The sequence below is a fragment of the Trichococcus alkaliphilus genome (assembly GCF_003008695.1).
In the GTDB taxonomy this organism is placed as follows: Bacteria; Bacillota; Bacilli; order Lactobacillales; family Aerococcaceae; genus Trichococcus; species Trichococcus alkaliphilus.
This window is the reverse complement of the sequence record NZ_PXZT01000006.1, coordinates 1-22,693: the sequence shown is the minus strand read 5'-3', so window position 1 is coordinate 22,693 and position 22,693 is coordinate 1. Positions and strand designations below refer to the sequence as shown.

The 22,693-nt window shown below is 45.0% G+C and carries 10 protein-coding genes and 1 tRNA gene; 5 read left to right on the top strand and 6 right to left on the bottom strand.

From position 1 onward, the window contains the following. Positions 1–326 precede the first annotated feature (326 nt). The 3 genes from C7R73_RS06640 to C7R73_RS06630 all read left to right on the top strand — a co-directional run bounded on the left by C7R73_RS06640 (position 327) and on the right by C7R73_RS06630 (position 2,438). On the top strand, positions 327–1,571 hold the full coding sequence (locus C7R73_RS06640; protein WP_106449743.1) for an aminopeptidase: 1,245 nt from the start codon (positions 327–329) through the stop codon (positions 1,569–1,571). A 365-nt stretch (positions 1,572–1,936) separates the two neighbouring features. Next, on the top strand, positions 1,937–2,251 hold the full coding sequence (locus C7R73_RS06635; protein ID WP_153060365.1) for a coiled-coil domain-containing protein: 315 nt from the start codon (positions 1,937–1,939) through the stop codon (positions 2,249–2,251). Positions 2,252–2,365: 114 nt separating this feature from the next. Then, positions 2,366–2,438, top strand: a tRNA-Arg gene (locus C7R73_RS06630). A 120-nt stretch (positions 2,439–2,558) separates the two neighbouring features. Here the strand turns inward: C7R73_RS06630 and C7R73_RS06625 are convergent. Both C7R73_RS06625 and C7R73_RS06620 read right to left on the bottom strand, forming a co-directional pair. Beyond that, positions 2,559–3,134: an NADPH-dependent F420 reductase gene (locus C7R73_RS06625; protein ID WP_106449741.1), complete on the bottom strand. Its 576-nt coding sequence runs from the start codon at positions 3,132–3,134 to the stop codon at positions 2,559–2,561. A gap of 276 nt (positions 3,135–3,410) precedes the next feature. Then, complete coding sequence (locus C7R73_RS06620) at positions 3,411–4,274, bottom strand: helix-turn-helix domain-containing protein (protein ID WP_106449740.1); 864 nt, start codon at positions 4,272–4,274, stop codon at positions 3,411–3,413. 113 nt (positions 4,275–4,387) lie between these two features. Between C7R73_RS06620 and C7R73_RS13720 the strand changes: the two genes are divergently transcribed. Continuing rightward, on the top strand, positions 4,388–4,558 hold the full coding sequence (locus tag C7R73_RS13720) for a hypothetical protein (protein ID WP_161525883.1): 171 nt from the start codon (positions 4,388–4,390) through the stop codon (positions 4,556–4,558). Between the two features lie 912 nt (positions 4,559–5,470). Here C7R73_RS13720 and C7R73_RS06615 read toward each other — a convergent pair. Both C7R73_RS06615 and C7R73_RS06610 read right to left on the bottom strand, forming a co-directional pair. Further along, positions 5,471–6,502 (bottom strand): GMP reductase, encoded by a 1,032-nt coding sequence (locus tag C7R73_RS06615; RefSeq protein WP_106449739.1) that lies wholly within the window; start codon positions 6,500–6,502, stop codon positions 5,471–5,473. A 225-nt stretch (positions 6,503–6,727) separates the two neighbouring features. Beyond that, the gene (locus C7R73_RS06610) at positions 6,728–7,600 is read right to left on the bottom strand and encodes a LysR family transcriptional regulator (RefSeq protein WP_106449738.1); all 873 of its coding nucleotides are present in this window, start codon (positions 7,598–7,600) and stop codon (positions 6,728–6,730) included. Positions 7,601–7,718: 118 nt separating this feature from the next. Here C7R73_RS06610 and C7R73_RS06605 point away from each other — a divergent pair, with 118 nt between their 5' ends. After that, entirely contained in the window at positions 7,719–8,759 is a 1,041-nt protein-coding gene (locus C7R73_RS06605) for a YeiH family protein (protein WP_106449737.1), read from the top strand. A 127-nt stretch (positions 8,760–8,886) separates the two neighbouring features. Here C7R73_RS06605 and C7R73_RS06600 read toward each other — a convergent pair whose 3' ends face one another. Beyond that, positions 8,887–12,660 (bottom strand): leucine-rich repeat protein, encoded by a 3,774-nt coding sequence (locus tag C7R73_RS06600; protein WP_106449736.1) that lies wholly within the window; start codon positions 12,658–12,660, stop codon positions 8,887–8,889. Positions 12,661–12,993: 333 nt separating this feature from the next. After that, the gene (locus C7R73_RS06595; protein ID WP_153060364.1) at positions 12,994–22,680 is read right to left on the bottom strand and encodes a leucine-rich repeat protein; all 9,687 of its coding nucleotides are present in this window, start codon (positions 22,678–22,680) and stop codon (positions 12,994–12,996) included. Positions 22,681–22,693: the final 13 nt, after the last annotated feature.

Sequence of the window (22,693 nt, the reverse complement as noted above, 5' to 3'; positions counted from 1 at the left end):
GAGGAGCGAGGGTCTATAATCTCCTCGCCGGCGCCCTCTATTTCCTTAACCAATTTGTTCATTATCACAAAAAATCTATTGCATTCTTGTATAGCATATGAGAATATAGTACATGTAATCGATTTTATATCAATTACAGGAGCCCTTGTGGTTCCAGCTTCTGTTTAATCCCCCCAAGGTTAAATAGACAAAGCTCAGCTTAGGCTGAGTTTTTTTGCGTTTTTGGGTCAATTTCGTACAATTCCATGGGAGACTTATCTATTCTCTAGAGATAAGTTGTGCTATGATAGTGCTATTACGTATATAAGCATGGGAGTGAATACACAATGGTATTACCGAATTTTGAAGAAAATCTGCAAAAATACGCCAAATTGTTGGTTTCGAAAGGGATCAACGTTCAAAAAGGCCACACGATCGTCATCAACATCGACGTCGAGCAGGCCCCTTTCGCGCGCCTGTTGACGAAGGAAGCCTACACATTGGGCGCCGAGGAAGTCATCGTCAAATGGACCGACGATTTCGTCACCCGCGAAACGTATCTGCATACGTCCGAGGAGAGAATGACGAATATCCCGCAATACAAAGTGGACGAAAGTCTCGACATGATCGAAAAGAAAGCGAGCCGCCTTTCTGTCCGCTCTGCTGATCCGGATGCCTTGAACGGCATCGAAGGCAAGAAATTGGCCGCTGTCCAAAAAGCTAATAACGTGGCTTTCGAGGCGCAACGCATCGCGACCCAAGCCAACAAAGTCAGCTGGACCGTCGCTGCCGCTGCCGGCGCGAAATGGGCGGCGAAAGTCTTCCCTGATCTGGCGACCGAAGAGGAACAAATCGACGCGTTGTGGAACGAAATCTTCAAGACGTGCCGCGTCTACGAAGCCGACCCGGTTGCTGCCTGGGATGCGCATGAAGCCCGCCTTCTGTCGAAAGCCGATGTGCTGAACGCGGAGCAATTCGACACGCTGCATTACACAGCGCCGAACGGAACCGATTTGACGGTCGGCATGCCGGAAAACCACGTCTGGGAAAGCGCCGGCAGCGTGAACGCGCAGAACGAGAAGTTCATCGCCAACATGCCGACCGAGGAAGTGTTCAGCGCGCCTGATTTCCGCCGCATCGACGGTGTCGTGAAATCGACCAAACCGTTGAGCTACGCCGGCAACATCATCGATGGCATGACGTTCCGCTTCGAGAACGGCCAAGTGACCGAAGTCTCTGCTGAAAAAGGCGAAGAAACGATCCGCCGCTTGGTCGAAGAAAACGATGGCGGCAGAAGCCTGGGCGAAGTCGCCCTGGTTCCGGATCCGTCTCCGATCTCTCAATCCGGTATCGTCTTCTTCAACACCCTGTTCGACGAAAATGCCTCCAACCACCTGGCGCTGGGCTCCGCTTACGCATCAAGTGTTGTGGGTGGCACTGAAATGAGCCAAGAAGAGCTGGCTGCAGCCGGCTTGAACCGTTCGACTACGCACGTGGACTTCATGATTGGTTCTGCTGATATGAATATCGATGGGATCCGTAAGGACGGATCCGTTATGCCGATCTTCCGCAATGGGGATTGGGCGTTTTAATATAGTTTGTTAGTTTGGTTGGCCTCCTGGGGACGGGAGGCTTTTTGTGTTGTGGGGGTGGCTGGAGGCCGCCGGGGGTTTTTCCTAGGGGTTTTCCGTATCTCCGACCGAGGGTACGTGCGCCGGAGGTGGCTTTCATGAGGGTTCGTCAACTCCGACGAGGACCCGCTCCCCGGAGAAGAGCGAGCTGCCTAGCCCTCACCTCCGGCCAACATTCGCTCACAGGAGAAGAACTATTACCGGAAACCCCTACTCCGGCGAGCGATACTTTCGTCGGAGGTCGCGACGCCGTAACCGCAAGCGGTTTCTTAAGTTTTCCTAGCGCAGCGGTACATTACTTTAGTTCTGATTTTGGATGGGCTATAATGTGGGTAGATAGTCAGACAAGTCTTTACGAAAGCAGGGTGTTTACCGTGATCGATCGAAAGAAAAGGATGGAACAGTTCGAGGAGGTTTCGCAGGCGGTGGAACCGGAAAAACCGTCCAGCAAGAGTTGGTTGTATATATTCGGGGCAGTCATATTGATTTTTGGCCTCACCTTTATCTTCCAACAGATGAGCGGCACATCGAATGGCGAAGTCCGGCCCGCCGACATCGAGAGCCTTCAGGCGGAAGTCAATGAGTTGAAAGGTGCCATTTCCGATCTGGAAGCGCGCATTGACGACTTGGAAAATGAATGATTTTCGGGCAGCCATTTGGTTGCCCTATTATACTTTTCGCAGACTCCCAGGAATTTTTTTCAAATGAATGTGGAAATTGCACGCAATAAGTGATACAATGATTAGTGTTCTGTTGGTCCTATAGCTCAGCGGATAGAGCACTCGTTTCCTAAACGAGGTGTCGGAAGTTCAATTCTTCTTAGGGCCGTCATATAAACAAAAAAAACAAACTTCCGACAATTTTATTAATTTGTCGGAAGTTTTGTTTGTCTTTGCGTTCGACCAACACCAATCAGTAAAAAAAACATTATCAGTGTTGTATAAATATTTATTTGAAGATGCCGAAGCCGCCCGTCCAGCTGATCTTATCGGCGGCAGCGAGCGAAATCTGCAGGAAGCCCATTGCTTCGAGCTCACGGGCCCGTTTCAGCAAGCCGGCATCCATGAAGGCCAGGCCGCTGCCTTCCAAAGCGGCAACCAATTTGTCTTTGGCTTCCTTGTCGTCGGACGCCAGCAGCACTGTCGTTGGGTGGGCACCCGCCACTTTCTTGCTTGCTAAGGTAGTGGCGAAATTCGTGTTGAAGGCTTTTATGACATACGAATCCGGCAGTTCCTTGGCGATTTCCGCTGCTGCTGAGCTGTCGGCTGGCACAACGAGGCTGTCGAATGTCTCAAAATTCAATGGATTGGTGATATCGATGACGATCTTTCCGGCAAACAAGTCGCGATGGGCCGCCAATATACCGGCAATAGCCGGATACGGAACCGACAAAACCACGATATCCCCAAATTTCTCAATGGCTGTATCCTTAGTGATGTACGTTACCTGATTCCCGGCGGCCTCAAAATTTCCCCCGATTGCACTTCCCATGTTGCCTTTACCAAAAATACTGATTTCAGCCATATTCCATTCCTCCTTCTGGATGTCGAAACGTTGCGTACTGACTTTTCGTAAACACTTACATCCTTATTATAGCTACTTGCCGGACGGAAAGAAAACTTTTGCTCTTGGCCGGTGCAGGCGAATCGAGCGTAAAAAAATACGCCTATCCATTTGATCTGGATAGCCGATTTTTTGTATTTTTTGAGCAGATGTTAGAACACTTTTTGATTATCTTAGATAGTGGACTTTCGCCAGCAACTTATCCCCCACCGGGCATACGCTCAAAGAACATTCCCATCACATACTCAAGTAATGCGAAACCTCTTGTTCTAAACCCTCTATTAGTTTCCTGTCTTCTATAGCATTTAAGATTGCATAAGCCTTCTCAATATACTCCGAGCCTTCATCAATTTTTCCTGTTTTTTGCAATATGATCCCTTTTCTGGCATAGGCAATGGATAATTGATTATATTTCTGATATTTCTTGCATAAGGGAATCACTCTTTCCAAGTAGGCAAGGGCTTTAGGATATTTTTTATCATCGATCAGCAAAACAGCCAAATTAACCTCTATATTGAATAGTAGAATTTCAGCTTCCTTCAGATTATGATACGGGACCAATTGTGCAGTTACCCTTTCCCCGATATGCACGGCTACATCAATGGGGAAAATGAACAAAATGGTGTTTATTAATCGGATGTCCAACAAATACCATTTATCAAATTTCTCCATACGCCCCCAAATCTTTTTTGCAAAGAATTGTGCTTTTTCTACGTTTTGAGTTGCATTTAAAACGATTAAACTTTCGCAGGCGTAGAAAATGTCTCTTAGCAAGTAATCTTCCTCTTCTTTTAAATACGCAACTATCTCATCTTTAAGCAATTTTAAATCATCGAGGTGGTTATAATTCAACGAGAAAAACTCATTGATTATCTTCTCTTTTGTGGTCAACTTTTCTTTGTTTAATATGTAACGGAACTCATCTACTGAAATATTCAGTTTCTCCAGGATTGCCAACCATTTTCGAAAAGAAGGTTCCATTTCGCTTCTCTCTATTTTAGAATACGCTGATTGACCCATAATGCCTTCTGCTACATATTGTTGAGAATAACCCCTGTCTATCCTGATATCTTTAAGAACATCTCCAAATTCTTTATTCATATGCTTCACCTTCTTTTTTTAATAGTATTATACGACTAAATGGATCAAATTGCATTTCTCTACTTTATAATGTAATTATCAGGAAAATATTTTTTAGAAAAGAGGTAACTGTCATGAAAAAGTTTATTGTTTTGTCTATAGCCATAGGAGTACTGGGCACTAATGGTTTTATTTTAAATAAATTAGCTACTGATACCAACCTGTCCAAAAAGGAAATTCAGTATGAACAAGTGGCAAAAGCACCTGAAAAATATTCCCCTAATATCATTTGGTTTATAAATTAAATACAATGTTTGTTAATCCAAACAGATATCTTAGAAATTCCCGGAAAAAGGAAAAACAGGCTAGGACTGATGCCCTAACCTGCAGACTACCTGAAGCAGTAATTTCATCTACTTGTTTTCCCGACAAACCCATAAAATAGATTACCTTATTCATTTGGAGCGAGGAATTTCATTATTGATTGAGGATGAATCATTTTTCAAGAAAAATACTTCATTTAGTAGGAAGGTTGATAAAGCGGAGTAAAGGTACATTACCTATGGGTGAACCAGAGAACACGCATGTGACTGCCTCATAGTTAATCGATCGATACAATCAACCCCCAACAAATGTGTTTTGATAATGGCGAGCGTTGCGAGCGCTCCATCTTCATCATTTAACAAACATTCGTCGTATTGTCAACAAAGATTCCCCTTTGTTAAAGTTAGTATACCATCCTTCTTTTTATATTTCCATCTATAAGTAAAATGAAAGAAACAGCTTTTTTTTGTAGTATGTATACCTCGTTTAAAACTATAAAACGATAAAAAGTCTTTTAAATCACGTTTTTTCTTGTTGCCCATAATGAATTCTAATGCTTTTTTCATATTAATAACAACATTCTATATTGACATCCAACCTTAAAAGCGGTTAATTTAGCATGGGAATTGCAAATAAAGTACAAAATTGTACTTCGCCTTTCTTTGTCTCCTTGGCTTCATAAGCGCATTTATTCACAATATCTCTTTTTATTTCGACCTAATCAGATGCCTTTATAAACCTTCTGCCCTTTTCCTATTTGCAGCTAGCAAACGCAAAATGTATATTTGTTTAAAAATAATCTTCAGTTTAAAAAAAGGTTCCTGAGCATGTACACAGGAACCTTTTTTGTTGTTTTATTTACTTAAAAATATTATATTAACAAACGTGATAGCTTAAAGAATCGTATCGCCTTCGCCGTATGAGCTGCGGCCGGCTTCGATGATGCCTTGGTTGCTGTCGCCGTTGTAAATCGAGTTCTTAACCAACACGTAGTCGCATTTGCGGATTGCTGTGATGTCTTTTCCACCTGCGTAAGAGATGGATGACTGCAGGTCTTCGCGCATTTCGTTCAAGGTATCTGCAATCGTGCCGCGGTAAGGCGTCAAGATCTTTTTGCCTTCAACGTTTTTACGTTGGCCTTTTTGATATTCGGAAGCACTGCCGAAGTACTCTTTGTACAAGCGGCCGTTGATTTCCTTCGTTTCGCCCGGTGACTCGTCGTGGCCTGCCAATAATGAACCTACCATAACCATTGTCGCGCCGAAACGGATCGATTTGGCGATGTCTCCGTTTGTGCGGACGCCGCCGTCAGCGATGATCGGTTTGCTTGCTGCTTTTGAGCACCAGCTAACCGCCGCCAATTGCCAGCCGCCTGTACCGAAACCGGTCTTGATTTTGGTCGTGCAAACTTTACCAGGTCCGATTCCCACTTTTGTAGCATCGGCTCCGGCATTTTCCAATTCACGGACGCCTTCAGGAGTGCCCACGTTACCGGCAATCAGGAATGTTTCCGGCATAACTTCTTTGACGTGTTTGATCATGCGGATGACTTCGTCGGAATGACCATGCGCCACGTCGATTGTTGTATATTCAGGAACGGCCTTTTTAGCCGCCAATTCATTTACGAAATCGAATTCTGCTTCTTTGATCCCCAAACTGATGGAAGCAAACAAACCTTTTTCATGCATGTGTTGGATGAACGGCAAACGGCTCGCTTCATCAAAACGGTGCATGATGTAGAAATAACCTTCTCTGGCTAACTTTTCTGCAAGTTCCTCGTCCAGGATCGTCTGCATATTCGCAGGCACCACCGGCAATTTGAACGTGCGGCCACCAAGTACGACAGTCGTGTCGCATTCAGAACGGCTTTGAACAACGCTCTTGTTCGGAATTAATTGTACGTCTTCATAGTCAAAAATTTTCATTTCTATTTCCCTCTTTCTGTTAGTGCACTTTTCCTTGCGGGAATCGCTTTACACAGACACGGACGTGAAGGCAAAAAATGTCTTCTATCGTAAAGTCCCTATAGTAAGTTACACTACTGCCACAGGTTTGTCAAAGATTTATTTGTGATGAAAAGTTCGGATTTCTTATCAGCGTCACGAAAGGCCGAGAAATGGCGCATCCCAGCAAAGTTCCCTGCATCCCCATCAATGATAAAAAGACAACTGTTCCTGGAGCGGTCCGCGATCACGGAAATCCTTCAGATTGACAACATGGAACGGATGCGCCACAGCGAAACCCCGGATTGGAATCTCCTTCAGCGTCCCCTCCTCCAGCTCCTTTTCGACCGAGATGCGGTAGAGGAAGGTGATGCCGCGGTTCTCCGCCACCAACTGCTTGATTGGGCCAATGCCGCCCACTACAGTCGCCCGCCCGAAGCTGCTGAGGTTCGCCCCTTCTTTCAGGAGGGCATTTTCCAGTATCCGCCGCGAACCGGAACCTTCCTCGCGGACAAACAGGTGCTCGCTGAAGAGCGCCGACAAGTTCTGTTCGCTGCGCCACAACGGGCTGACAGCCGCACAGACACCGATGAACGGCTCATCGGACAGCTTTGCGAAGCTGAACCGACTCTGGTTGAAGTCGCCTTCGATCAGCGCGAAATCGATTTTCCCTTTCTGGATCAAAACGGTCAGCGTGGCCGTATTGTCAACAATCATCGACAAATGATGGTTTGGATGCTGCTCCAGATAGCGCCCGATCAGCCCCGGCATGACGTACTCGCCGATCGTCAGCGTCGCCCCGAACGACAGCGTCGGCGCATCATCCTGCTGCAGCAATTGTGTGCGGATCCGCGCCACATCGCGATTCAGCAACGACAACTGTTCCTCTAGATAGTGCCCCTTTTCCGTGACAAGCAACTGCTTGCCTTCATAGCGGAACAGCTGGACGCCCAGTTCCTCCTGCAGATGCTGGATGTGCTGGGTGACGGCCGGTTGGGTGATGTTCAATTTTTTCGCGGCTTTCGTGTAGCTGCCCTCCTCGATCAGCGTGAGAAATGTTTTATAGCGGTTATCCAGCATATTCGGCGCCTCCTATTAGTTTTGCTTATACCTGCATAATAAATCATTATTTTTATTTATGCAAAAAGTCGGGTAAAATGAGTTACTGTAAAGTAACGTTTAGGAGGTTTCAAGTTTCATGAAAATAAATGCACTCAAAAAAGAGCTGAACGGGGTGCTACCCGGCCTTGCCGTCAGCATTCTCATCTCGCTGGTCAGCCAGTTTTTGGCTCGCTTCCTGCCGACGCTCGGCGCCGCGCTCATCGCCATCCTGCTGGGGATGCTGCTGGGCAACACGCTGTTGAATCGACCTGGATTGAGTCAAGGAACGAAATTTTCCGAGAAGCGGCTGTTGGAGTACGCCATCGTCCTGAACGGGCTGATCCTTGATTTCCAAGTGCTGAAGTCGGCCGGAATCAAGGGCTTCGTCTTCATCATGCTGCAGATGTCGCTGACTATTTTCGTCACCTACCGGTTGGGCAAATTCTTCGGTTTCGGCAAACGCTTCTCTCTGCTGATGGGTGCCGGCAACGCAGTCTGCGGTTCTTCTGCCATTGGCACCGTCTCGCCGATCGTCCAAGCCGATAACAAGGACAAAGGCATCTCGATCACGATCGTCAACCTGACCGGGACCGCGCTGATGATCCTACTGCCCGTTCTGGGCGCCGTCCTATACGGGAGCGACACCCTGCGCACTTCCGCCCTGATCGGCGGCACCGTCCAATCCGTCGGCCAAGTCGTCGCCGCCGCCAAGCTCGTCAATGACGATGTCGTCACCCTGGCAACCGTCTTCAAGCTGATGCGCGTGCTCTTGATCATCGGCGTCGCCGTATTGTACGGGCGGATGAATATGAATGAAGGCGAGCCTTTGTTCTCGCGCAAAAAGCGCGCGGTGGCGGATGACGAATCGGCCTCCGTATCCTACGGCGTCCCTTGGTTCCTGACCGGATTTGTCGTCTTCTTCCTAATTCGCAGCTTCATCGGTGTTCCAGACAGCGTGCTGATCGGATCAAAAGCGATCAGCACCCAATTCGAAGTCGCCGCCCTCGCGGCAATCGGCATGCGCGTCAAATTCGCCGACATCATCAAAGAAGGCCCCAAAGCCATGCTGTATGGGTTGACTGTTGGTGCGGTGCAGGTTGTGATGGCCATGGTGTTGATACGGGTTTTTTTCGGATAACAGCACGAATAACGGTCTCCATTTCTTTTCTCAAATGAGAAGGAATAGAGACCGTCATTTATTGTCAAATGCTACATGGAAGTAATGACTTTAAACGAGGACGAAACATCTCTGTTAAAAGTTGTTATTAGGATATTTTTATCCATTTTCCATCTTGGGTTTCAGTATACGTACCTGCCCCCCCGTTTGCATAAGCAGAGTGGAAATTATTACTACTCATTAAAAACATACCAAGTACATTAACATCTACATCTACACCCTCACCGATTGTAATGCTAGATATTTGATTATTACTAAACGCACAAGACTCAATGCTTGTCACACTGTCAGGGATTACTACACTAGTCAGTTGGTTACCTTCAAATGCACTTTCTCCAATACTTATCACACCGTCCGGGATCGTGACACTTGTTAATTGGTTATTATAAAACAAATATGAAATGATACTTGTCACACCGTCTGAGATCGTTACGCTCGTTAGTTGGTTGTCACTGAATGCAGCCATGCCCATGCTTGTCACGCCATTCGGGATTACTACACTAGTTAGTTGGTTTACTGCAAATGCACTCTGTCCGATGATTGTCACGCTGTCCGGGATCACTATGCTAGTTAGTTGGTTATTTCTAAATGCATCATCCATGATTCCTATCATACCTTCTGAAATCACTACGCTGGTTAGTTTGTTACCTTCAAATGCTGCATTTCCAATCCATTCCACGCTTCCCGGAATCACAATACTAGTTAGTTGGTTATTTGCAAACATCGACTCAGAAATCCATTTAACGCCTTCTGAAATCACAACACTTGTAAGTTGATTATTTGCAAATGCATACTTTCCAAATCCTATCATACCTTCTGAAATCACTATGCTGGTCAGTTGGTTGCTGATGAATGCGGCTTCGCCAATGCTTGTCACGCTATCCGGGATTAGTACGCTAGCTAATTGGTTACTTGCAAATGCAACCCTCCCAATACTTATAACGCTGTTCGGGATTACTACACTGATTAGTTGGTTACCAGCAAATGCACCATCTCCAATGTTTATCACTTTGTCTGGAATCACTACGCTAGTTAATTGATTAACTCCAAGTGCATAAGAACCAATGGTTATCACACTGTTCGGGATTACTATGCTAGTTAGTTGCTTATCAAAAAACGCTCTAGAATCTATGCCCGTAACTATCCCTACCTCATCGGAATCTAAACTCTCTGCAATATTAAATCCATCGTAATTTCCAGATTCACTTTTTTGAGTTCCCATTATCATTTCAGGAATTACTAAATCCGTGCCAGTACCTGTGTAACCAGTTACCATTACTGGCACGGCCACAGTTATTTCTTTAATCCCAAAAATACCCGATCCGTCTTTAGCTGTTGCCTTAACGGTCACTCTACCAGAAGCAGTAGCTGTCAATAAGCCATAATCATCAATAGTTGCTGTACCAGTGCCATCTTCCACTGCCCAAATTACGGATGCTTCAGTTGTATCTTCCAATGCTGCGGTTGCACTCATTTGTAGTGTTTTACCGTTTAACACAATCGAAGTATCTCCTGTTGCTGTTACCGTCAAGCTCTTCATTGTTCCTTGGGTACCATAGACTTCGATTTCGACATAGTGGTTTGCGCCATTCACCGTGCTACCGTTGGAGTAAAATCTTGCGTAGCGGGCAGTGACGGTATCGAAAGCGATTGCCTTGCCAGCACTCGTTTCTTTGTATTCGCTATCCGTGCCCACACCCAAGCCGGCGCTGCCGTTTGTATCGTTGTTGAAGACGGTCACAGCTCCGTTTGCGAAGGTTGCGTCATTTGAAAGCTGCACGACCACATCGCGGTAGCTTCTGCCGTCACCAAAGTAATGCCACAACTGGATTTCATTCAGGTCATAGGAAGATCCCAAATCAACTTGCATCCACTGTAGTCCGGACGTCCCTCGCGCATAGTCGGCTGTATCGTCCGCCAGCTTATCGGTTACGAATGCGCTGTTGTCGAATGGGACGGAGCTGCTGAGTGTGCCTTCCGGCGCCAAGTTTACGGTGGGAACTCTTTGCGGTTCGACGCCGTAGACTTCTATTTCCACATAGTGATTCGCGCCATTCACCGTGCTACCGTTGGAATAAAATCTTGCATAACGGGCAGTGACGGTATCAAAGACAATCGTCTTGCCGGCACTGGTTTCGCTGTATTCGCTATCCGTGCCCACGCCCAAGCCGGCGCTGCCGTCCTTGTCATTGTTGAAGACGGTCACGGCTCCATTGGAGAAGGTTGCGTCATCCGAAAGCTGTACAACCACATCGCGGTAGCTTCTGCCGTCACCAAAGTAATGCCACAACTGGATTTCATTCAGGTCATAGGCAGCGCCCAGATCAACTTGCATCCACTGAAGACCGGAGGTGCTTCGCGCGTATTCGGCTGTATCATCTGCCTGCGTATCAGTTGCGAATGCGCTGTTGTCGAATGGGACGGAACTGCTGAGTGTGCCTTCTGGCGCCAAGTTTACGGTTGGAACTGTTTGCGGTTCGACACCGTAGACTTCGATTTCCACATAGTGGTTTGCACCGTTTACCGTACTACCGTTGGAGTAAAATCTTGCGTAACGGGCAGTGACGGTATCGAAGAGGATATTCTTCCCGGTACTCGTTTCGCTGTATTCGCTGTCCGTACCCAAGCCTAAGCCGGTGCTGCCATCCTTGTCATTATTGAAGACGGTCACGATACCGTTTGAGAAAGTTGCGTCATCCGAAAGCTGCACAACCACATCGTGGTAGCTTCTGCCATCACCAAAGTAGTGCCATAACTGGATTTCATTCAGTTCATAGTAAGCGCCCAAATCCGCCTGCACCCACTGCAGTCCAGAAGTCCCTCGCGCATATTCAGCTGTATTATCCGCCTTCGTATTAGCAGCGTAGGGGAGGTTGTCAAATGATACGGAACTGCTAATCGTGCCTCCCGGCACTAGGTTAGTAGTTGGTAAGGTTTGTGGCTCCATGCCGTAGACTTCGATTTCCACATAGTGGTTTGCGCCATTCACCGTGCTACCGTTGGAGTAGAATCTGGCATAGCGGGCATTGAGGGTATCGAAAGCAATCGTCTTGCCGGCGCTCGTTTCGCTGTATTCACTGTCCGTGCCCACACCCAAACCTGCGCTGCCGTTTGTATCGTTATTGAAGACGGTCACAGCTCCGTTTGCGAAGGTTGCGTCATTTGAAAGCTGCACAATCACATCGCGGTAGCTTCTGCCGTCACCATAATAATGCCACAACTGGATTTCGTTCAGATCATAGGAAGCTCCCAGATCCACCTGTACCCACTGCACTCCTGATGTGCCTCGCGCATATTCGGCTGTATTTCCGGTCTGCGTATTAGTAGCATACGCGATATTGTCGAATGGGACAGATGTGCTGATAGTTCCTTCAGCTGCCAGATTGACAACCGGTGATTCCTGCACTTCAATCGCAGCTACTACTGCAGCAGAAAGTCCGGTTACTTCTGGTGAGGCAGCCGACGCTTGAAGCACCTCAACAGAAGCTGCTTGCATTACTGATTTTGTATCAGCTGTTGCCGTTGTTTCATTGACAGTGAAGATAGAAGAACCTTCAATCACCGGTGCGGTAAGATCTTTCGTCCCAACTGCGATGATTTCACCTGTAGGCGTGGTTGTTTCCTCTTCGTCCAGATTGCTTTCAACAACTTCTTCTGTGATAGTTTCTTCCTCTAAAATTGTGATTGGCTCATCTGGAACCACTGTATTTCCCGTTTGTTCAATAGTTTCAATGGTTCCTGCGCCTTCTGTTTCTGCTGCCGAAACTTTTTGAATATTCGCTGTTCCTAATGAAACAACTGTCGCACCCATTACCCCTAACACTACCCATTGCGATTTGACCTTGCGCAATACTTTCCTCATCTTTTCTCCTCCTGAATGCAACTAGAACATTGATGTATTTTTAATCAACTTACAACTATAATTTTATCACTACCTAATATAAAGAGATATAAACTTTTGTCATTTTTTATATTTTAAAAAAATTTAATGGAATTATTGATCAAAACAATTTTAATTAATTTTGCATATATCAATCATGGCAACACAAAACCTTATCTACCGTGGATAAAAATAAATAACGGTCGCCATTCCTTCTCTGATGAGAAATGAAATGCCGACCGTTATTTTTTATCATATGCTACGTGATTGCTTTTACATCGAATGAGAGTTGAATGTTGCTATTCAACGTACTTATTATACGAGTATTCTTATCCATTCTCCATCTTGGGTGCCGGTATAAGTTCCAGCGCCGCCGGTTGTGTAAGCAGAGCGGAAATTATTATTCGTTCCTAATAAGCTGTCCCCAACTTGTACACCTTCACCGATCGTGATGCTAGAAAACTGATTTTGACTGAATGCACCGTTACCTATGAATGTCACACCTTCTGGTATGACTACGTTTGTCAATTGGTTGCCTTGGAAGGCATAACTTCCAATAGTCGTTACACTATCCGGAATAACAATTTCAGTCAATTGATTATTGTAGAATGCGCTCGTTCCGATGATCGAAACAGTACTCGGAATTTCTACACTACTCAACAGATTGTTGCTGAATGCATTGTTACCGATACTGGTTACCCCTTCCGGAATGACAACACTTGTCAGTTGGTTGCTGTTAAATGCTTGGGTGCCAATACTGGTCACACTATTAGAAATTTCTACACTCGTCAACTGATTATATTCAAATGCATTATTTTCTATCGTCGTAACAGTGTCCGGAATATCCACACTCGTTAACCGGTTAGCATAGAATGCATATTCCCCAATACTTGTCACACCTTCCGGGATTGTAACATTTGTCAATTGGTTATTATAAAACGCATACGAACCAATGCTTGTTACGCTGGTTGGAATATCCACACTCGTTAACTGGTTACTAGAGAATGCGCGATTACCAATAGTGGTCACACCTTCCGGGATAACCACGCTGGTTAGTTGGTTATATTCAAATGCGGAATCACCGATACTTGTTGCGCTTGTTGGAATGACCACACTCGTTAACTGGTTGTTGTAGAATGCATATGAGCCAATAGTCAATACGCCTTCCGGAATCACTATACCGGTTAGTTTGTTTCTGATAAATGCATTGTCTCCAATATTCGTTACGCTAGAGGGTATGATCACATTCGTCAGTTGATTGCCGTAACCATTCGTAGCGTCCCAGTATGGATTAGCGCCGAATGCATACGAACCAATATTTGTTACCCCTTCTGGGATTTCAACGATTGTCAATTGATTATCATAAAATGCATATGAGCCGATGCTTGTCACACCTACTGGGATAACTACGCTTAGAAGGTGATTACTTTGGAATGCATTGTTTCCGATACTTGTTACGCTTGTCGGAATAGTTACACTCATTAATTGGTTATTACTAAATGCAGAATCACCAATGTTTGTTACTCCTTCTGGAATAATTATGCTTGTTAATTGGTTGTTGCTAAACGAAGAACCGCCTATGCTCGTTACACTATCGGGAATGGTTAAATTTGTTAATTGGTTATTGGAAAATGCCGCATCCCCGATACTTGTTATGCCATCTGCAATGGTTACACTCGTTAATTGGTTGCCAGAAAAAACGCCACTCCCAATACTTGCTACATTAGAAGGAATAACTACATCTGTCAGTTGATTACCGTAAAAGGCACTATTTCCGATACTTGTTACACTATCCGGGATGTCTAAGCTTGTTAACTGATTGGAGCCGAAGGCATTTTCACCTATGCTTATTAAGTTAACAGGTAAATTTACGCTTGTGAGTTGGTTATAATAAAATGCAGCATTTCCAATGCTTGTTACGCTATCTGGAATCACTATACTTGTCAGTTGCTTCCAAGCAAATGCAGAGTTGTCTACACTTGTCACAATCCCCTTATGCTCATATTCTAAACCACCCCATAGACCGAAACCATTGTAAGTGTAATAGTTTGTATAGCCGCGACCATCTATATATCCGTAGGTAGATTCTACCTGACTTCCATCGAAGATTTCCGGGATTACTACATCTAAATCAGATCCATTATAATTGATCACTGTTAATGGTACTGCAATTTCTATAACCTTGCTTCCCACGAAATTGGAGCCATCGTTAGCTGTCGCATTAACAGTCACTGTTCCTGCGTTAGTAGCAGTCAACAACCCGTCACGGTCTATAGTTGCCGCACCTGTTCCGTTTTCTATCGACCAGATTACCGACAGCATATTCGCATCTTCAGGCAAAACGGCAGCACTCATTTGAAGTGTATCACCGTTCAAGATTACTGACTTTTCTCCTGCTGCGGTTACAGTTATGCTGGTTACTTCAACTCTATTCCCTACTTTGATGATTTGTTTTACCGGCGCAGTCGTTTGACGACTTACTTCCACTCGACCGATTTCTGCACCCTCGTTGTATATTACTTCATACATTACCGTGTCATAACCGGCTATACCCGCTTGGTAGATTGTGCTTTCATCGGCTGCTAAAGATAAATCCTCTTCAATGATAGTTACATAATCGACTATGTTTTCGGCAACCGTTTCAGCTTCTATTGTTGCCTCAACTTTAATCCACTCTCCATTTTGAGTAAGGATATAGGTGCCAGCTCCTCCAACATTATAGACTTCACGGAACTTGTTATCATAGTTCAGAACCGTTTCCCCTATTTGCACTCCTCCACCAAGCGTTATGCAGGAAATCTGATTGCCATAAAATGCAATTGATCCGATGGTTTTTACACTGTCTGGAATAATGATACTTTTTAGTTGATTGTAACTGAACGCATTATCGCCGATAGCAGTAACATTTTTTGGAATCACAATATTAGTGAGTTGGTTATTGCTGAATGCGCTGACTCCTATGCTCGTCACACTGTCCGGAATCACCACTTTTATAAATTGATTTGAATTAAATGCATACTCCCCAATACTCGTTACATTCTCCGGTATTACCACACTGGTCAGTTGATTGCCGTTAAATGCATATTTACCTATATTTGTTACACTATCTGGTATCACTACGCTTGTCAGTTGTTTCCATCCAAACGCAGAGTTATCAATACCCGTTACTATACCCTTATGTCCATTTTCTAAGGCACCCAATAGATCGAAAGAGATGTAAGTGTAATAGTTTGTGTAGCCATAGCCTTCAATATAGCCATATTTATATTCTGCCTGACTCCCATCAAAAATTTCTGGAATAACTACAGCTGAGTCAGATCCATTGTACTTGATCACGGTTAATGGTACTGCAATTTCTATGACCTTGCTTCCTACCACATTGGAGCCATCGTTAGCTGTCGCTTTAACAGTCACTGTTCCTGCGCTAGCAGCAGTCAATAGCCCATTACGGTCTATAGCTGCCGCACCTGTTCCATTTTCTACCGACCAGATGACTGACTGCATATTCGCATCTTCCGGTAAAACAGCAGCACTCATTTGCAGAGTGTCACCGTTCAAGATTACTGATTTTTCTCCTGCTGCAGTTACAGTTATGTTGCTTACTTCAACTTTTTTCCCTACTTTGATGATTTGTGTCACAGCTGAGGTGGTTTGACGATTTACTTCAACTCGACTGATTTCAGTACCTTCGCTGTACATCACTTCATATGTGACTGTATCATAACCGGCTACACCTACTTGATAGATTGTGCTTTCATCGGTTGCCAAGGTTAAATCCTCTTCAATATTCGTTACATAATCAACCAAGTTTTCGGTTGCTGTTTCAGTTTCTTTTGTAACCTCTACTTTCTTCCACTCCCCATTTGAAGTAAGAATATAGGTTCCGGCTCCTCCAATTTTGTAAGCCTCGCGGAACTTGTTATCGTATGTTAATGCATTCTCTCCAATTTGTACTCCTGCCCCTAGCGTTATGCAGGAAACTTGGTTGCCCATAAATGCAGTTGATCCGATAACTTTTACACTATCTGGAATAACGATACTTGTAAATTGATTGTAACTGAACGCATCATTACCAATTACTGTCACACTTTTCGGTATCGAAATGCTTGTAAGTTGGTTACCACTAAATGCGCCGTTTCCAATACTAGTCACACTACCTGGAATAACTACTCTTGTTAATCGGTTAGCTCCAAATGCATAATCTTCAATTCTGGTTACTCCAACTGGAACGAAAACTTCTTTCAGTTGATTAGCATAAAATGCAAAATCACCTATAATTTTTATAGTTGTTGGAATGACCACATTAGTTAGTTGATTCGAGCTAAATGCGTACTCGCCAATACTGGTCACACCATCCGGAATATCCACATTCTTCAATCCATTAGCATAGAATGCATTTTTTCCAATAGTTTTCACACTGTTTGGAATAGCCACTTTTGTTATTTGATTACCATAAAATGCAAAATCTCCTATGCTTGTGACACCAGATGGAATGGTCACATCAGTCAATCTATTGCCATTAAATGCGTATGACCCAATGCTTGTTACGCTCTCCGGTATTATCACACTGGTCAGTTGATTTCCGTTAAATGCATATGGAGCTATATTAATTACGCCATTAGGGATCACTATACTTGTCAGCCTGTTGTTATTAAATGCGTATGCCCCAATCTTTGTCACAGTACTAGGAATAGTCACACTTGTTAATTGATTCGTGCCATATTTGCTACCGAACGCAGATTCACCTATGTTCGTCAAGCCTTCCGGCATGTTCACACTTATCAAATGATTATTATAAAACGCACCTGCTCCAATGCTTGCAACCCCATTCGGTATATCTATACTGACCAACTGATTTTCATAAAATGCATAATCTCCAATGTTGGTAACTCCATCTGGCATATCCATACTTACCAACTGATTGTTATAAAATGCATAAGCGCCTATGCTGGTAACTCCATCTGGTATACCCACACTTACCAATTGATTATAACGAAATGCATAAGCTCCAATGCTGGTAACCCCGTCTGGTATATCCACACTTACCAACTGATTATTAGAAAATACACCATCTTGAATAGAAGTTATGCTGTCCGGAATGGTTACGCTGGTTAGTTGGTTAATGGAAAATGCACTCTCCCCGATACTTATTACACTATTGGGGATATCTATGCTTGTTAATTGATTGTTGCCAAATGCATTTCCACCTATACTTACTAATCTATCGGGTAAATTTACACTATTCAGCTGATTACCATAAAATGCACTACTTCCAATACTGACTACACTATTGGGGATATCTATGCTTGTTAATTGATTTTGGCTAAATGCATTATCCCCTATGCTGATCAAGCTAATAGGAATGGTTACACTTGTTAGTTGGTTACCAGTAAATGCCCCTTGACCTATACTTGTCACACTATCTGGAATCACAACACTTGTCAGTTGTTTCCAACCAAATGTATAGTAATCTACACTTGTTACAATCCCTTTATTTCCATATGCTAGTTCGCCTAATACATCATACTCGTTATATCTACTATAGTAGGTATAGCCGTAGTTATTTATATAACCGTAGCTAGATTGTGCCAAACTTCCATCAAGCAATTCTGGAATCACTACATCTGAATTAGAGCCATTGTACCTAATAATTGATATTGGCGCCGCTATTTCTATGATCTGGCTGCCCACAATGCCCGACCCATCATTGGCGATCGCCTTAACCGTTACTGTTCCCGCACTCATCGCAGTCAACAATCCTGTGTTGTCTATGGTTGCTGTACCTGTACCCGCTTCGATAGACCAAGTCACTTCTGTCGCAGTCGCATCATCTGGCGAGATACTGGCTGCCATCTGCAACGTGCTGCCGTTCAATATGATGGAATCTGCATCTTCTGATGTCACGGAAATATTGGTTACAGAAATTTTTGTACCGACTTTGACGATTTGATTCAGTGGTGCTGTCGTCTGACGGCTTACCTCTACGCGGCTGGTTTCCACGCCGTTTGTGTAGGTGACTTCATACGTCACTGCGTCAAATCCGTTAGCACCTGTCTGGAAAACGACACTCTCATCAGCTGACAAAGTGACATCTTCTTCAACTAAGGTTGTATAGCCGATGATATTTTCATTTGTTACTTCGTTAACCGTTTCAATGACTTGTGTGCCGACTTTGACTATTTCGTTCACTGAAGCCACTGTTTCGCGGCTCAATTCCCGATAATTGGTCGGAAAACCGTTCGTGTAAGTCACGTCATACGTCACCACATCATATCCGGTCGAACCTGCTTGGAGGATTTCTCTCGTCCCCGCTGGAATGGTGTCATCCTCAAGTTCAATTGTTGTGAACGCCAATTCATTTTCGGTGGCTGTTTCAGTCTTATTTTCGATGACTTGTGTACCGACTCTAATCGTTTCATTCACCGGCGATGTTGTTACGCGGCTAATTTCTTTGCGGCTTGCGGCCAGACCATTGATATAGGTGACTTCATACGTTACCGTATCATAGCCATTGGCCCCTACCAAAGCATACTCCGTTTCACCGGTTGGCAGCGTATCATCATCTTGGACTGTAGTTGTGTAGCCGACAATATTTTCGGTTACCGTTTCCATCTTCGTTCCGACGATTTTCGTACCGACTTTGACGAATTCGTTCACGGAGGCGATGGTCTCTCTGTTGACTTCGGTGCGTCCCGTTTCCGCTCCGTTTGTATAGATGACTTCAAACGTAATCAGATCATAGCCACTTTCGCCTTTTTGGATGACGATTCTTTCTCCGGCCAACAAAGTGCTGTCCGTTATTTCGATGATTTCAGGCGCTGTTCCATTTGTCACCTCAACCGTTTCAACCTTCTTTTCGACGACTTTTGTACCGACTTTGACCACTTCATTCACCGTGGCAGTCGTCACACTAGCCAATTTGATGCGTCCGGTTTCCAATCCGTTTGTATAAGTGATTGCATATGTCACTTTATCAAAGCCGTTGGAACCTGTTTGAATGACTTCGCGTTTCCCGCGTTGAAGGGTGTTATCCAATTGTTCCACAGTTTGATAGGCCACTTCATTTTCAGTTACCACTTGGTTCTTCGTTTCAACAACTTGCGTGCCGACTTTCACGACTTCATTCAGGACTGTTATGGTTTTGCGATTCACTTCCGTACGGCTTGTTTCGCTTCCATTGGTATACGTCACTGTATAGGTTACCTTGTCATAACCATTTCTGCCGGACTGGATTACTTTCCTTTCGCCAATCGGTAAGGTGCTGTCTGATATTTCGATTGTCTTAGCATTCACTACATTTTCCGTAGCTATTTCTGATTTCGTTTCTATGACTTGTGTGCCGACTTTCACGATTTCATCCACTAACTGGATCGTTTGACGGCTTGTTTCCAATCGGTTTGTTTCTACCCCATTGGTATACGTTACCGCATAGGATACCGTGTCATAACCATTGGAGCCTTTTTGAACGATTTTTCTTTCGCCTGCCGGAATCGTGTCATCTTGTTGTTCCACTATCGTATAAGCTACATTATTTTCGGTTGCTGTTTCCGTTTTTGTCTCAACAACCTTTGTTCCCTTTCTTATGATTTCATTCACAACATCCGTCGTTTCACGGCTTATTTCCGCACGGCTTGTTTCTACTCCGTTTGTGTAAATTACTTCATACGTTAACGTGTCATACCCGTCCAAACCGGTTTGGATCAGTTGCGTTTCGCCAGTCAGGAGCGTATTATCCAATAGCTCGATTGTTGTGTAGTGGACTACATTTTGGATCACAGCCTCTGTTTTGTACTCCGTTTTTGTTGATGCGTTGCCATAGACTTCGATTTCGACGTAGTGATTCGCACCGTTCACCGTGCTCCCGTTGGAGTAGAATCTAGCATAGCGGGCGCTTATGGTGTTGAAGCTGATTGTCTTGCCGGCACTCGTTTCGCTGTATTCGCGGTCCGTACCCACTCCCAAGTTGGAGCTGCCGTCCTTGTCGTTATTGAAGACGGTCAAAGTTCCGCTCGCGAAGGTTGCGTCATCCGAAAGTTGCACGACCACATCGTGGTAGCTTCTGCCGTCACCAAAATAATGCCACAATTTGATAGCGTCGAGGTCGTAGGAAGCGCCCAGATCCACTTGCATCCACTGTAGGCCGGAAGTGCCTCGCGCATAAGCTGTTGTACTGTCTGCTTGTAAATCGGTGGCTAACGGGCTATTGTCAAATGGGACAGAACTGGTGATTGTTCCTGCCGGCGCAAGGTTAACGGTTGGTGCTGCTTGCGGCTCAGCACCGAAGACTTCGATTTCAACATAGTGGTTCGCGCCATTCACCGTGCTCCCATTGGAGTAGAACCTTGCATAACGGGCAGTGACGGTATCGAAGAGGATCTTCTTACCGGCGCTCGTTTCGCTGTATTCACCGTCCGTTCCGACGCCCAATCCGGCACTGCCGTCTTTGTCGTTGTTGAAGATGGTCACGGCACCATTGGAGAAGGTTGCGTCATTCGAAAGCTGCACGACCACATCGTGGTAGCTTCTGCCATCCCCAAAATAATGCCATAAATTGATTTCATTGATGTCATAAGATGCGCCCAAATCCGCCTGCACCCACTGCAGTCCAGAGGTTCCTCGCGCATATTCAGCTGTATTATCTGCCTGCGTATTGGCAGCGTAGGTGAGGTTGTCGAATGGGACAGAACTGCTGAGTGTGCCTTCCGGTATCAGATTTGTTGTGGATACTGTTTGTGGTTCAACACCATAGACTTCGATTTCGACATAGTGATTCGCGCCATTCACGGTGCTCCCGTTGGAGTAGAACCTTGCGTAACGGGCATTCAAAGTGTCGAAAACAATCGTCTTGCCGGCGCTCGTTTCGCTGTATTCGCTGTCCGCGCCTACGCCCAAACCGGCGCTGCCGTCCTTGTCATTGTTGAAGACGGTCACGGCTCCGCTAGAAAAAGTAGCGTCATTCGAAAGCTGGGCTACAACATCTTTGTAGATTCTGCCTTCCCCAAAATAATGCCATAATTTGATTTCGCGGAGGTCATAGGAAGCTCCCAGATCCACCTGGACCCACTGCAAGCCGGACGCGCCACGCGCATACTCGGCTGTATTTCCCGTCTGCGCATTGGTAGCGTACGCGATATTATCGAAAGGAACAGATGTGCTGACGGTTCCTTCAGTTGCCAGATTGACAACCGGTGGTTCCTGCACTTCCAAAGGAGAGATTACTGCAGCAGAAAGTGCAGTTACTTCTTCTGAGGCAGCCGATGCTTGGAGCATGTCAACAGAGGTAGCTTCCGTTACTGATTTTGTATCAGTTGTTGCCGGTGTTTCATTGACAGTGAAAACTGCTCTAGAAAGATCAGCATCAGAGCCGGATAATAAGACTGAATTTCCTTGGGTATCGTAGGCTTCTATGTTGCTGCATTTCCAAACGCCTAATTCTGTGGAGTCGGAAACCGTGAACGCCCCTTCGAATAAGCCGCTGATTTCATTTTTATAAAGCGCGATTGTTTTTGTTTTTTCTGTGATTGGTGAAACGTAGGTTAGTGAGGCTGAAGCTATTCCCGCATCGTCCGTTATGTTTACGGAAATATTGACGGTATTACCTTGCGTTACAGTCGTTTTCACTAAGCTGATTGAAGAAACGTCAATCACCGGTGCAGTAACATCTTCTGTTTCAACTGCGATGATTTCTTCATTTGCAGGCGTGGTTGTCACTGCCGAGTTGAGCACGGTAAGGCTTGTTTCCCCTTGTTCAAGATTGCTGTCAGCAACTTCTGCTGTAGCGTATGGGAGCTCTTCAACATTAGGCTCTTCTGTTGAAATCGTGATTGGCTCATCCGGTACCAAGGGACTTCCTGTTTGTTCAATAGTTTCAATGGTTCCTGTATTTTCTGTTTCTGCAGCCGAGACTTTTTGAATATTCGCTGTTCCTAATGAAACAACCGTCGCACCCATTACTCCAAGCACGACCCATTGCGATTTGACCTTGTGCAATACTTTCCTCATCTTTTCTCCTCCT